The sequence below is a fragment of the Marinobacter alexandrii genome (genome assembly GCF_005871205.1).
GTDB classification, from domain to species: domain Bacteria; phylum Pseudomonadota; class Gammaproteobacteria; order Pseudomonadales; family Oleiphilaceae; genus Marinobacter; species Marinobacter alexandrii.
In genome coordinates, this window is record NZ_SWKM01000011.1 from 20,941 (window position 1) to 33,725 (window position 12,785).

A 12,785-nucleotide genomic window follows, 5' to 3' on the forward strand; every position below is an offset into this window, starting at 1 on the left:
GCGGAAACGACCTGGAGCGAGAGGTCTGTCATGCGTATCGAGAGCATTGCGGTGTACACCGCGAATTTGCCCTACGCCGGTAAGGCCTACGCATTTGCCGGGGGGCGGTCCCATCAGGATTTTCTGAGTACGGTGGTGGTGTTAACCACCGATACAGGATTGATGGGGTACGGGGAGGTTTGTCCCTGTGGCCCGAACTACATGCCAGCCTTCGCCGAGGGCCTGCCTTCTTGTCTGTCGGTGCTTGCGTCCGCCCTTCTGGGTGAAGACCCATTGCACATCACCCGCATTAACGAATCCATGGAGCAGGCGCTCAACGGGCAGGCGGTCGCCAAGGCCGCTATCGATATCGCCTGTTGGGACTTGCTCGGTAAGGCAGCCGGCATGCCGGTGTATGCCCTGCTCGGCGGGCTGCTGACCCGGTCGATGCCACTGCATCGGATTGTGCCGCTGGCGGAATCCTCGGAGATGGAGGAGACTCTGAGCCGTTATCGCGCCGAGGGGTTCCGCCATATCCAGATCAAACTCGGTCACAGCGTCGAGGAAGATATTGAGCTGATGCAGACCCTTGGCCGGAAGAAACAGCCGGACGAGATCTGGGTTGGCGACATCAATGGTGGCTGGCGACGGGACCAGGCCCTGCGGTTTTCCCGGGCAGTGGAGGGGTTGGACCTGTATCTGGAGCAACCGTGCCGCAGTTACGAGGAATGCCTGTCGATCCGGCGCCGGGCACGGCATCCACTCAAGCTGGATGAGAGTCTCAATTCCCTGGCCGACGTACGGCGCGCCATTCGGGACGACGCCATGGATGCCATGGCGCTAAAGGTCAGCAAGTTTGGTGGCCTGACTCCGTCCCGCGTTATTCGTGACGTCTGTGTCGACGCTGGCATAGCCCTGACTATTGAGGACGCCTGGGGCAGTGGTATTGCCACCGCGGCCTACGCCCATCTGGCCGCCAGTACGCCGTCGCGGACCTTGCTCAACACCACCGACCTGCACAACTACAATACCGTGCAGCTGGCGGAAGGGGCGCCTGAGGTCTCGTCCGGTCGGATGACCCTGAGTGACCGGCCAGGGTTGGGAGTAACTCCGGATTTCAAAGCCCTGGCACTGCACGACGTGTACGAATAACGGAGTCCGGGCTATGTCCTACGCACTGTCCGGGCCGCGCAGGTCCTCCACAATCTTGCCCGCCAGTTCGCAGTCCGCTTCATGCCTCGGTTCTATCCAGGGTTCAGCCAGTGCCTGCTGGGCCCAGGCCTGCATGCCGGGTTGCGCCAGCATGTGCTGGATGTACTCGGCCATGGCGGGGCTGCGGTCCAGGCTATAGGTCTCAAAGCGGAACACGACGGGAGCGAAGAAGGCGTCCACCGCGGTGAAGCGGTCTCCGGCCAGGAATGGTCCGCCAAATCGGCTCAGGCCTTCCAGCCAGATCGCGGCGATGCGTTCGATATCCCGGGCCAGTTCAGGGGGCAGGGTGTTCAGGCGCACCTTGACCCCGATGTTCATGGAGCAAAGCTCCCGCAGGGCCGGGAAGCCGGAGTGCATCTCGGCACAGACGCTTCGGGCCCAGGCCCGGGCCGCTGGGTCGGCGGGCCAGACCTCAGAATGGCACTCGGCCAGATGGTCAATAATGGCAAGGGAATCCCAGACATGCAGGCTTCCGTCCTGCAGCGCTGGTACCTTGCCACTGCCACCCTCGGCTCGGAAGGCGTTCCATGCCGCCGGGTCGCCGAACGGAATCAGCTTTTCCTCGAACGGCAGTCCCAGCTCGGTCATCAACAACCAGGCCCGCAGGGACCAGGAGGAATAGTTCTTGTTGGCGATGTAGAGGGTGGTCATAAGCGGTCTCCGTGGTCAGTGTTTCCAGAAAGGTTTGTAGGCTTCCTCGCCGAGAGTGCCTGCCGGCACACCGATGTCCTTTTCGATCAGTGCAACATCCATTTCCATCAGTTGCCGGCGCAGTGCCGCCCGTTGCCGGGCCCGCTGCCACCATTGACGCAGTATAGCGAGTAAGGTTTTCTTCATTTCGATCTGCCGGTCCTGGCACGCGCGCAACGCATCGCAGGCGGCGTCCAGTTGGCTGTCGGTAAGGCTGGTGTTGAAGCTGTTGTGAGTGTTCATCTCCTGCTTCCTCTCGTTGATCGCGTTGCGTTATGCTGAACGCGTACCCTATGGAAAACACTCTATGTGGTATTGATCCTAGTGGTCTATCAGTATTCTTTTGACGGAGCGTTCGTAAAATATGAATGCCATGAACCTGAAACTGGATCGCCTGAAGTCCTTCGTTCTAGTGGCGGAAGAGAGCAATCTCACCCGTGCAGCCCAGCGGCGTCACAGCACGCCCTCGGCCGTTAGTGAGCACTTGAAACAGCTTGAGTCAGCGCTCAGCGTCAGGTTGTTCAATCGCAACAGCCAGGGCATGGTCCTGACCCGCGAAGGCGAGCTGTTACTGGGGCCGGCGCGCAAGGCCTTGGGGGGTGTTGAGGAAATGGCAGATCTGGCCCGTCAGCTTGGCCAGCACCAGTCGGTGTCCATCACCGTTGGTATCAACGCGCCGCCGGAGCATTTGCGGGTTGATCGACTGATTCAGCTGTGTGCCCGGACCCTGCCGGCGGTGTCACTGGAGCTGCGCACCATTTCATCAAATGTCATTGTTGAGAGGGTTGCCAGCGGCGAGCTGGATTGCGGTTTCGTCTACGGCGAATGGCACAACCATCAGTTGGATTTCCAGTACCTGATGGATGTGCCGGTGTCGGTAATTGGGCCGGCAGACTCGCCGTTGCAGGCATTGCCCAGCGATCCGGCCGAGGTCATGGAGTTACCCTGGATATGGCCCACCAACTCTTGCGCGTTCTACGGCATGTTGCAGCAGCTGATGGGGTCCGAGTGGCAGCGTTCGAGGCGCGTGGCAACCTCCGAGGATGAGTACACCGCGCTGGCCATGGTGTCGGCGGGCCTGGGTTATGGCTTGGTGGAGCACTCACTGGCCACTGAATGGGCCAGTCGCAACAAGGTGGTTGAGTTCAATGAGGCGGCACTCAGTACCACCCTGAGCTTTTGCAGCCATCGCCACCCGGAACGCAACGGCTCAATGGTGCGGGAATTGGTGGCACTGGTGGTCGACCAGTTGTTTGCCGATGAGCTGGGCAGCTAGCGCTGGCGATCGTCTGCCATCGCTCGCTGCCCCAAGTCATCAGCCGTTATTGATAAGCCGGCGCCCGGGATTTCCGCGCCGCCAGCCAGGCCACCGCAACCGCCGGAACAATCAGCAGGGCGCTGATCAGGGACAGCTCCAGGTTGCTCAGTGGCACCGGGCCGCCGCCGGGAATGGCCAGCAGCAGGCCGCCGGTCAACAGCGCCAGCCTTACCGGCCACTGCAGGTGTTTGCTGAGAGTCAGATTACCCACGCCCAACAGATAGCCCTGAATCGAGCCTGCAATCAGCAGCACACCCGCCATGGCCTGAGTAATCACCACCAGAATCTCATCCCAACTGCCCTGGAATATCAGCGCAGGGTTCAGCACGAACAGGAACGGGATGAAGTAGATGACACTGCCCAGGCGCATTGCCTGAACCCCGGTTTCCATCGGGCGCGAGCCGGCGACCGTGGCCGCCGCAAAGGCGCCCAGGGCCACCGGTGGGGTGATGAAACTGAGCATGCCCCAGTACAGGATGAACAGATGCACCGCCAGCGGATCCATGCCGCCGCCGTTGATCAGTGCCGGCGCCAGTGCCACCGCCAGGAAAATATAAGCGGCGGTCACGGTCATGCCGATGCCGAGGATAAAGCTGGTCAGCGCGCCCATCATCAACAGCACCAGGGTATTGCCGCCGGCCAGGAAGATCAGGTCGTTGGCGATGGTGCCGGACAGGCCGGTTACCGATAGGGCGCCAACCAATAGGCCTACCCCGGCCAGAATGGCGATGAGTTCGGCAAACAGCTTGCCGGAGCTGGAGAAGAAGTCTTTCACCTGCTGCCAGCCCCAGCGCTGGTAGGGCAGGATCTGGTTGATCACCAGCAGAAGCGCGGTGGCGTAGAAGGGCGCGGTGGCTTCCTGGCGCAGGAAAAACAGCAGCCAGATCAGCAACGCGAACACGAAGATGAAATACCAGCCTTCCTTCAAGGTTTGTCGGATGGATGGCAATTCTTCCGCAGGCAGGCCTTTCAATTCGTGGCGGGCCGCGTAGGCATCAATCTGGATAAATAGGCCGAGGAAATAGAGCACCGAGGGTACCGCCGCCGCCAGGGCGATGGTGCCGTAGGGAATGTTCAGGAACGCCGCCATGATAAAAGCTGTCGCGCCCATTACTGGTGGCATCAGCACGCCACCGGTGGATGCGCAGGCCTCCACGCCGGCGGCGTAGGATTTACTGAAACCCACCTTGCGCATGGCGGGAATGGACAGCACCCCGGTGGTCAGCACGTTGGTAATAACGCTGCCGCTCATCGAGCCCATCAGCCCGCTGGAGAACACCGCCACCTTGGCGGGGCCGCCGCGAACGTGGCCGAGCAGGGCAAAGGCCAGGTTAATAAAGAACTTGCCACCGCCGGTCTGTTGCAGCGCCACCCCGAACAGCAGAAAGCCAATCACCAGATTGGCGAAGGCCTGCAGCGGAATGCCCATGACACTCTCACGGCTCATGGCGTGATAAATGGCGGTCTGCTCGGGCGAGGAGGGGAAGCCCTGAATCGGGCCCGGCACCAGGTCGGCAAAGATCGGATAGATACTGGCGATCGCCACGATGGTGGCAATGGGCAAGCCGCCGGCGCGGCGCACCGCTTCAATAATCACAACCCAGAGCAGGAAGCTCATCACCATGGCGTAGTCGGGCGCGGCGTATTCCCAGCCCCGATCGAGAATCTGTTCGGCGTTAAACACGAAGAACCCGCAAATACCCGTGGTCGCGAGAAACAGCAGCACGTCGTACCACGGCACCCGAGTGCGGGACGAATGCCGGTTCATCGGCCAGAGCACGTATACCAGAGGCAGCATCAATGTCACCACGGTGTAGAAAAACTGGCTTTCAACCTGGGTGACAAAATTGATGAGCTGAAGATTGAACAGGTAGTCCAGGGTTAGCAGCGTCAGGATGACTGTGGCCAGCCGGGGAATCCAGAGCCAGAAGCCCGTGAGCTGGCGGATGCCGGATATGTTCTCCGGTGATGACGGTTGTTCAGTTTCAGGATGCATGACGGGTAACTCCGAACACGTAATAGGCAACGGGGCGGGCAATCAAGGTGTTGGCCGGAGCAAACGGGCGGTTTGCCCCGGCCTGGGGATCAGCGGAAAACCGGATTCATACCCGCCGCTTCCAGCGCCTTGGCGCGGGCGGCCATCCAGCCTTTGCCAAAGGCGTCCTCATCGGAGGGCGGGTTGTTGGCCATGTAGCTGTCCCAGGTTTCCTTCAGGATCCGCTGGCGCTCCACCAGCATGTCCTGGTGCGCCTGCATCTCGTCGGTCCAGTGGCCGATCTCTTTGTAGTAGTCCACCACCGCATCGTGGAACGGAATAACCCACTGCATGTTCTGGTTGTCCAGACGGTAACCGGCGTTGCCGGGGGCGGCATCCTTGTACTTGTCATAGTCCTCGATGAAGACGCGGATCAGGCTTTTTGCCAGTGCGTCGTCGGTGGAGGCGTTCGCCACCAGGATCGGGTAGGGGTAGCTGGCGCCAACCCAGGGTTTGTCTTTGCCGTAATCGCCGGCGGCCGAGGTCACCGTGTGCGGCTGGAAGTAGGGTGCTACCTTCTGCAGTCGTGCCCAGCCTTCTTTATCGGCCGGATCCAGCTCGGGCCAGACAATGCCCCGGGGGCTGGCGGCCAACTGCTGGGGAGGTGGTGCGACGCTAACGGTGAAGCCGGTGTCGGTCTGGTCGGCGATGATGCCCTCGAAGGCACGGCCGTAGCCGGGAAATTCAACTTTTTCGACGTCGTCCCAGGTCAGCCCGCCAAAGGCCAGGTAGGCCTCGGTGCCCAGGTTCAGGGCGTCGTCCCCGCGAATCCAGGACACCCGCTTGCCGCGCAGATCTTCAGGTGATTCCACACCAATATCTCCCGCAACCGCAATGCCCAGGCCGAAGCTGGCGATCGAGGTGGTGATCACGCGAATTGGCTGTGGTCCCCAGTTCTCGTCAGCAAACATCAGCACGCCTTCCGAGCCGTAGTAGCTGGCGATGCCGCAGGCGCACAGGGGCACCCGGCCGGTTCTCAAAGGCGTCATCCGGGACACGTCGTTTTCGCCCGGCAGGATACGCACCGAGGTGCCGTATTCGTTTTGCAGCAGGTTGCCAATGGATACCATCTGGCTGTAGCCGGCAGAGCCGGTGCCATAGGCCGTCATGGCTAGGGTGCTGGGGAGTTCCACGTTGTCTGCGCTGAAAGCCAGCGCTGGCAGGGTGCTAAGGGTGAGGCCCATCAATCCCCGGGTTAGGCGTGACATAGAAAATCCTCTTATCGTCGTTGTTGTGGTGTTTAGAGGTTTTGCACAGCGAAACATCATTTTGTTATAGATGATTCAACATAGTCGCTGGAATTATGGTTTGTCAATACACCTATTTCATATCCGTTCTATATAAGAAGGGCGCTTAACCTGGCTCTTGCCCAGCTTTTCAAAGCGAAATAAGGACTTGGTTTCTGTGTCGCTTAGTGAAATGAAATTCTGATATAGAGACAAAAATGATTGACGGGGACGTAAAGGAAGGTCTAGTTTCTTTTAATCGAAATGAGTGTTTCACAACAAAAAGCCAAGGATCTCTCTAATGCGCCACATCCTGCACCGTTCCCGCACTGTCCTCGCCGCTGCCACTGCAGTGGCTTCTTTGTTGAGCCTGTCCGCCGGTTCCGTTCACGCTGAGGGTGGCTTGCCCGACACCATGACCTGGTCCTCCTACGACGTGGGTTCCGCGGGTTATGCCGAAGCGTCCGCGATTGCCGATGCCTTTGGCAAACAATACGGCACCCGGGTCCGTATCCAGCCCTCCGGTTCAGCCATCGGCCGGTTGCAGCCGTTGATCAGCGAGCGTGCGGACTTCAGTTTCCTGGCGACCGAAACCTTCTTTGCAGCCGAGGGCATTCATGACTTCTCGGCTCGCCGTTGGGGCCCACAGAACCTGCGAGCCGTTGCCGGGCGCCCGTCGTCGTTCGGTATTTTCACCGCCGCTGATGCCAACATCGAAACCTTGAAAGATCTGAAAGGCCAGCGCTTTGCCTATGTGGCGGGCAACCCCTCCATCAACGTGAAGTGCGATGCATTCCTGGCTTTCGCCGGGCTGACCCGGGATGACGTCGACGCCATTATGTTCCCGACTTACGCCAGCACCATGAGTTCTCTGGCGCGCAACGAAGCTGATGCCTCCTGTACCACCACGACCCCCAGCCACGTCTACGAGCTGGCGGAATCACCGCGTGGCATCCGCTGGCTGGAAGTGCCTCCGGGTGACAAGGAAGGCTGGGAGCGCCTGCGCTCTGTGGCACCGTTCTTCCAGCCCTACACCGAAACCGTGGGTGCTGGTATCAGTGAAGACAATCCGGTGGATATCCTGGCCTACCGTTACCCGGTGCTGACCGTGCGTGCGGGCACAGATGAGCAGTTGGTGTACAGCTTCATCAAGGCGCTCGATGAAACCTACGGCATGTACAAGGACGCCACAGCGGTGATGCCTCGCTGGCGCCTGTCAGAGGCGGGCACTCCGGCGATCGACGTGCCGTTCCACCCGGGTGCGATCCAGTACCTGCAGGAGAAGGGCATCTGGACCGAGGAACATCAGGCCTGGAACGACGCACGCACCGAACGTCTGAATGCCCTGATGGCCGCCTGGTCGGACGCCACCGCGGCGGCCGAAGGCAAGTCGGATGAGGTCTTTGCCGAAATCTGGGAACAACACCGCCAGAAGGCGCTGAGTTCGCTGTAACTCGTTACTGATTCGGGGCAGGCCGGGGCTGATGCAGCCCGGGCTTGCCCCGCCTTTGTTCAGGATATCGTCCCTTATGAATGCCTCCCCCGAAGCCGCTGTTGAGCAGCCGGCAACTCCGGAATCCCGCCCTGGTCGTCTCCGTGGCATCACCTACTGGTCGGTGATGACCCTCGGTGGCCTTGGTTTGCTGATGGCGATCAACCAGACCTTCAACCTGGAATTGCTGGGTTTTCAGCCGCTGGGCAATGCCTATCTGTATTATCTCATCGGTATCTTCCTGGCTGCCGCCTTTCTGTGTTTCCCAAGCTGGTCCGGTGCCGCCAACCGGGTGTCCTGGTACGACTGGCCCCTGGCGGCCGCTGCGCTGGTGACCTGTGGCTACCTCGGGTATCACGGCCTGACCATGATCCAGCAGGGCTGGGAGTTCATGGCGCCCACGGAAGCGACTGTGGCCGCATCGGTGCTGCTGGTACTGGTGCTGGAGGGTGTGCGCCGCTGTGGTGGCTGGCCGCTGCTGGGCGTTGCCCTGCTGTTTGGTACCTACCCGCTGTACGCCGATTCGATGCCGGGTTTCCTGTGGGGCAATGAGTACGGCCTGGGCGAGGCGATACGCGCCCACGTTATCGGCGTCGAGAGCATCATCGGGATACCGATGCAGGTGGTGGCCCAACTGGTGATCGGGTTTGTGGTCTTCGGAGCTGCCTTAACCGTGACCGGCGGTGGTGAGTTCTTCATGCAGTTCGCAACGGCTCTGATGGGCCGCAGCCGGGGTGGTCCGGCTAAGGTGTCGGTGTTGTCGAGCGGCATCCTGGGCAGCCTGTCGGGCAGTGTGATCTCGAACATCCTGACCACCGGGCCGATCACCATCCCGACCATGAAAAAGACCGGCTATCCCGCCCATTACGCGGGTGCGATTGAAGCCTGTGCTTCCACCGGTGGCACCTTGATGCCACCGATCATGGGCGCGGTCGCCTTCATCATGGCGTCGTTCCTGGGCGTACCCTATTCCGAGATCATGATCGCCGCGTTCCTGCCAGCGTTGTTGTTCTACCTGGCACTGCTGTTCCAGGTCGATAACTACGCCGCCAAACGCGGGCTCAAGGGCATGCCGGAATCGGAAATTCCGAGTCTGAAAGCCACCCTGAAAGATGGCTGGCCGTACCTGTTCAGCCTGGTGATGTTGATCTACATGCTGCTGTTCATGCGACTGGAGGCCTACGCGCCTTACTACGCCACTGTCGTGTTGCTCGGTATTTCTGTGTTCAAGCGCCGCCATCGGATGAATGGCAAGCGGGCACTGGCGTTCATTCAGGATCTGACTACCAGCGTTGCCAATCTGGTGGCGATCCTGGCGGGCATCGGCCTGGTGGTCGGGGGGCTGTCGTACACCGGGGTGGCCGGCGCGTTTTCCCGTGAACTCTTGCTCTACGCTGACGGCAGCATTCCGCTGATGCTGGCGGCGGGTGCGGTCACCAGTTTTGTGCTGGGCATGGGGATGACTGTCAGCGCCTGCTACATCTTCCTGTCCATACTGTTGGCACCGGCACTGGTGAACGCTGGCCTGAATCCGCTCGCCAGCCACCTGTTCATTCTGTACTGGGGCATGATGTCCTACATCACGCCACCGGTTGCCCTGGCCGCCATTACCGCGTCCGGTGTCGCCGGTTCCAACGCCAGCAAGACCGGCATGTATGCCATGCGCCTGGGCGGTATCCTGTTCATCCTGCCGTTCCTGTTTGTGCTCAATCCTTCCCTGATTCTGCAGGGCGAGCTGGCTGACATTCTGACCTCCACCGTCACCGCCATTACCGCGATCTGGCTGATGGCCTCCGCCATGGAAGGCTACCTGTACCGGGTAGGGCTATTGGGTTACCCACTCCGGGCACTGATGATGGTGGCCGGCGGCATGCTGATCTATCCGGACCTTGTCACCGACCTGATCGGTTTTGGTCTGCTCGGCCTCACTTACCTGTGGCATTGGCGCTTCCGACAGCCGGTGGCGGCCGGTGTCCGTTAACCGCATACCAAACAAGGGTCAATGAAGGGTGAATGATTGTGATGAATAAAACCTGTGAGTCCCTGCGCGCCGCGGTGGCTGACATTGCCGACGGCAGTGTGGTGATGATCGGCGGTTTCGGGAACTCTGGCATTCCGCTGCAGCTGATTGAGGCGCTCCGCCAGCACGGCGCCCGTGACCTGACCATCATTTCCAACAACGCCGGGGTCGCCGAGATTGGCATCGCCTCCCTGTTAAAGGCCGGGCAGGTGCGAAAGATCGTGTGTTCGTTCCCCCGTTCGTCCGGCTCAATCTGGTTTGAGCGCTTGTATGAGGCCGGGGACATCGAGCTGGAACTGGTGCCCCAGGGCACGCTGGGGGAGCGCATTCGCGCGGCTGGCGCCGGTTTGGGCGGGGTGTATACGCCCACCGGGTATGGCACCCGACTGGCTGAGGGCAAGGAAACCAAGGTGATCAACGGCAAAGGCTTTGTGCTTGAGACCGCGCTACCGGCGGACGTCGCACTGATCAAGGCACACCGGGCAGATGTCTGGGGCAACCTGATCTACAACACCGCCGGCCGCAATTTCAATCCGATCATGGCCACCGCTGCGACCACCACCATTGCCGAAGTGAGCGACGTGGTGTCGGCCGGTGAGTTGGACCCGGAGTGCATCGTCACCCCCGGCATTTTTGTCGATCGCGTAGTCACCCAGGAGGCATCCCGGCATGATGCGGCTTAATTCCGATGAAATGGCGCGACGTGTCGCCCAGGATATACCCGACGGGGCCTACGTAAACCTTGGCATCGGCATGCCGACGTCGGTCGCCAATCACGTGTCCGATGATCGGCTGGTGATTTATCACAGTGAGAACGGCATTCTCGGGGTAGGTCCTGCGCCAGCGCCCGATCAGGTCGACCCCGATCTGATCAATGCCGGTAAACAGTATGTGACCCTGCTGCAGGGCGGCTGCTACTTCGATAATGCCGAGTCCTTTGCCATGATGCGCGGGGGCCACCTCGACATCGCCGTGCTTGGGGCGTTCCAGGTCTCTGAGCGCGGTGACCTGGCGAACTGGGCGACCAATGACGATACCTTCCCGCCTGCGGTGGGTGGCGCCATGGACCTTGCGGTCGGTGCCAAGCAACTGTTCGTGTTGATGCGACACACCACCAAGGCCAACGAGCCCAAGATACTCAATCAGTGTCATTACCCCCTGACCGGTGCCGGCGTGGTGAAACGCATCTACACCGATCTGGCGGTGATTGATGTCACCGAGGAGGGGCTGCGGGTGCGAGAGCTCTATGGCGATAACACCCTGGCCGATGTTCAGGCCCTGACCGAAGCGCGCTTGCTGCCGCCGCTCTGAAAACGAAGGTCGAGCAGACGCTTTTGCTCACTAATCCCTAAACCCAAACCCCAAGGATGAGGGCTGGCTATGAATCGCGTTTCTCTTCTGGGCACCCGCTCGGGGCTTGCTTATGGTGTGCTCGGTGCCGGCATTCTGTCGTTCCTGCCGGGCGTGGGTGAAGTTGGCGCGGTGTTGGTGTTTGCGGCGATCCTGCTGGGCTGGCGTGACTTGCGCCTGGTGTCGCGGATGCTGTTTGGTTTGGTGTTGCTGACGCTGGGTCTGGCGGCTGTTGCCGAACCCTCGGCGCTGCCAGCGGCGGCGGCCAGCATGACCCGGCTGACGGCGTTAATTCTGACCGTGATGTTGCTGTCTTCCATGCTGGGCACGTCCGCGGACCTGGGGGCCATTTCCCGGCAAGTGTTCGCTGGCTCGCCAATGGCGCGTTACTACAGCGTCGCTTTTGGCACCGGTTTCCTGTCCATGCCCCTGAATTTTGGTTCGGTCGGTGTGATGGCTACGATGATTCGCGGCGAAATGGATGACCGGGGCGACAGCGCCACCACCCGGAACGCGTCCCGTGGCGTGTTGCGGGGCTTTGGCGCCTCGCCAATCTTCTCGCCCCTGTCGATTTCCATCGTTCTGACCATCACGTTTGTCCCGGCCTTGAAAAGCTGGGAGCTGATCGCGGTCAGTCTACCGCTGGCGGTGGCGTATCTATTAGTTGGCGGGATGTTTCGCGAGCCGGAACAGTCGGAGCCAAGCACTAACGTGCCAACCGAACCCGTGTCCGGACTGCCGCGGTATGCGCCCTGGTTACGGTTTGCCAGCATCATTGGCGCCATCTGCGTTGCCACCTTCAGCCTCAGCGGGCTCTTTGGGCTGAGTTATTCCCGCTCGGTCACCCTGAGCTGTTTTGGCGCCGTGTTGGTGGGCCTGGGTTATCGCAAGCTCAAAGGGGCCGAGGTACAACTACCGTCAATGGCCCCGGTGAGCAATGAACTGGTGATTGTTGGCGGTTCGGCGTTCCTGGGCACGTTGATCAGTACCTTTGCCGCCCAGTGGCTTGGCACTGGCTTTAGCTTGCCCGACTGGGCCTACCCGGTGGCGGCGTTTAGCGTGCCCTGGGTGTTTTTCCTGGGCGGAATGATTGGCTTCAATCCCATTGTTACCGGCACTCTGACCGGCGGCATTCTGGGTCCGATCTGGCCAGTGGGCGCCGTGCTCGGTCTGGGTACCGCGATGGTGGCTGGCTGGGGCCTGACCACCGCCGGCACACCATACTCTGCCAACTCACTGCTGCTGGAGCGCCTGACCGGGTACAGCGCCCAGGAGGCAGCACTGCGCTGGAATATGTTGATGTCGGTGTGCTGTCTTCTGGTCTCCGGGACCCTCGCGGGGACCATCACACTGCTATTGTCGGGTACTTGAGCAGAAGCTCCGTTCCTGTTTCAGGCCGGTTCGGGCTGAGCCGATAGCCGTTACGCTATACTCCCACCCCAACAGCACAGGGAGCCCACGTA

11 protein-coding genes are annotated in these 12,785 nt (G+C 60.8%); 7 read left to right on the top strand and 4 right to left on the bottom strand.

The genetic code is table 11. The annotated features are described in order from the left end of the window. The first annotated feature begins 30 nt into the window (after nt 1–30). On the top strand, nt 31–1,131 hold the full coding sequence (locus FCS96_RS00345) for a mandelate racemase/muconate lactonizing enzyme family protein (protein ID WP_138438269.1): 1,101 nt from the start codon (nt 31–33) through the stop codon (nt 1,129–1,131). Nucleotides 1,132–1,149: 18 nt separating this feature from the next. Here FCS96_RS00345 and FCS96_RS00350 read toward each other — a convergent pair whose 3' ends face one another. Both FCS96_RS00350 and FCS96_RS00355 read right to left on the bottom strand, forming a co-directional pair. Further along, entirely contained in the window at nt 1,150–1,842 is a 693-nt protein-coding gene (locus FCS96_RS00350; protein ID WP_138438270.1) for a glutathione S-transferase family protein, read from the bottom strand. Nucleotides 1,843–1,857: 15 nt separating this feature from the next. Continuing rightward, nucleotides 1,858–2,124 (bottom strand): hypothetical protein, encoded by a 267-nt coding sequence (locus tag FCS96_RS00355; RefSeq protein WP_138438271.1) that lies wholly within the window; start codon nt 2,122–2,124, stop codon nt 1,858–1,860. Nucleotides 2,125–2,245: 121 nt separating this feature from the next. Here FCS96_RS00355 and FCS96_RS00360 point away from each other — a divergent pair, with 121 nt between their 5' ends. After that, the gene (locus FCS96_RS00360; RefSeq protein WP_138438272.1) at nt 2,246–3,157 is read left to right on the top strand and encodes a LysR family transcriptional regulator; all 912 of its coding nucleotides are present in this window, start codon (nt 2,246–2,248) and stop codon (nt 3,155–3,157) included. A gap of 46 nt (nt 3,158–3,203) precedes the next feature. Here FCS96_RS00360 and FCS96_RS00365 read toward each other — a convergent pair whose 3' ends face one another. Both FCS96_RS00365 and FCS96_RS00370 read right to left on the bottom strand, forming a co-directional pair. Then, nucleotides 3,204–5,195 carry a TRAP transporter permease gene (locus FCS96_RS00365; protein WP_138438273.1) on the bottom strand — a complete coding sequence of 664 codons (1,992 nt, stop codon included), beginning with the start codon at nt 5,193–5,195 and terminating at the stop codon, nt 3,204–3,206. Between the two features lie 89 nt (nt 5,196–5,284). Continuing rightward, on the bottom strand, nt 5,285–6,442 hold the full coding sequence (locus tag FCS96_RS00370; RefSeq protein ID WP_138438274.1) for a TAXI family TRAP transporter solute-binding subunit: 1,158 nt from the start codon (nt 6,440–6,442) through the stop codon (nt 5,285–5,287). A gap of 319 nt (nt 6,443–6,761) precedes the next feature. Between FCS96_RS00370 and FCS96_RS00375 the strand changes: the two genes are divergently transcribed. From FCS96_RS00375 to FCS96_RS00395, 5 genes are all read left to right on the top strand, one after another. Next, nucleotides 6,762–7,913, top strand: a complete 1,152-nt coding sequence (locus FCS96_RS00375) for a TAXI family TRAP transporter solute-binding subunit (protein WP_138438275.1) — start codon at nt 6,762–6,764, stop codon at nt 7,911–7,913. Nucleotides 7,914–7,989: 76 nt separating this feature from the next. Further along, nucleotides 7,990–9,933: a TRAP transporter permease gene (locus FCS96_RS00380; protein WP_228263988.1), complete on the top strand. Its 1,944-nt coding sequence runs from the start codon at nt 7,990–7,992 to the stop codon at nt 9,931–9,933. Nucleotides 9,934–9,971: 38 nt separating this feature from the next. Beyond that, nucleotides 9,972–10,655, top strand: a complete 684-nt coding sequence (locus tag FCS96_RS00385) for a 3-oxoacid CoA-transferase subunit A (protein WP_138439579.1) — start codon at nt 9,972–9,974, stop codon at nt 10,653–10,655. Beyond that, entirely contained in the window at nt 10,642–11,283 is a 642-nt protein-coding gene (locus tag FCS96_RS00390; protein ID WP_138438276.1) for a 3-oxoacid CoA-transferase subunit B, read from the top strand. Before FCS96_RS00385 ends, FCS96_RS00390 begins: the two co-directional genes overlap by 14 nt. 69 nt (nt 11,284–11,352) lie before the next feature. Beyond that, the gene (locus tag FCS96_RS00395) at nt 11,353–12,693 is read left to right on the top strand and encodes a hypothetical protein (protein WP_138438277.1); all 1,341 of its coding nucleotides are present in this window, start codon (nt 11,353–11,355) and stop codon (nt 12,691–12,693) included. The last annotated feature ends 92 nt before the right edge of the window (nt 12,694–12,785 follow it).

Coding starts and splice junctions, on each gene's coding strand:
- FCS96_RS00345 (WP_138438269.1), top strand. CDS start 31: ATGCGTATCGAGAGCATTGCGGTGTACACCGCGAATTTGCCCTACGCC.
- FCS96_RS00350 (WP_138438270.1), bottom strand. CDS start 1,842: ATGACCACCCTCTACATCGCCAACAAGAACTATTCCTCCTGGTCCCTG.
- FCS96_RS00355 (WP_138438271.1), bottom strand. CDS start 2,124: ATGAACACTCACAACAGCTTCAACACCAGCCTTACCGACAGCCAACTG.
- FCS96_RS00360 (WP_138438272.1), top strand. CDS start 2,246: ATGAATGCCATGAACCTGAAACTGGATCGCCTGAAGTCCTTCGTTCTA.
- FCS96_RS00365 (WP_138438273.1), bottom strand. CDS start 5,195: ATGCATCCTGAAACTGAACAACCGTCATCACCGGAGAACATATCCGGC.
- FCS96_RS00370 (WP_138438274.1), bottom strand. CDS start 6,442: ATGTCACGCCTAACCCGGGGATTGATGGGCCTCACCCTTAGCACCCTG.
- FCS96_RS00375 (WP_138438275.1), top strand. CDS start 6,762: ATGCGCCACATCCTGCACCGTTCCCGCACTGTCCTCGCCGCTGCCACT.
- FCS96_RS00380 (WP_228263988.1), top strand. CDS start 7,990: ATGAATGCCTCCCCCGAAGCCGCTGTTGAGCAGCCGGCAACTCCGGAA.
- FCS96_RS00390 (WP_138438276.1), top strand. CDS start 10,642: ATGATGCGGCTTAATTCCGATGAAATGGCGCGACGTGTCGCCCAGGAT.
- FCS96_RS00395 (WP_138438277.1), top strand. CDS start 11,353: ATGAATCGCGTTTCTCTTCTGGGCACCCGCTCGGGGCTTGCTTATGGT.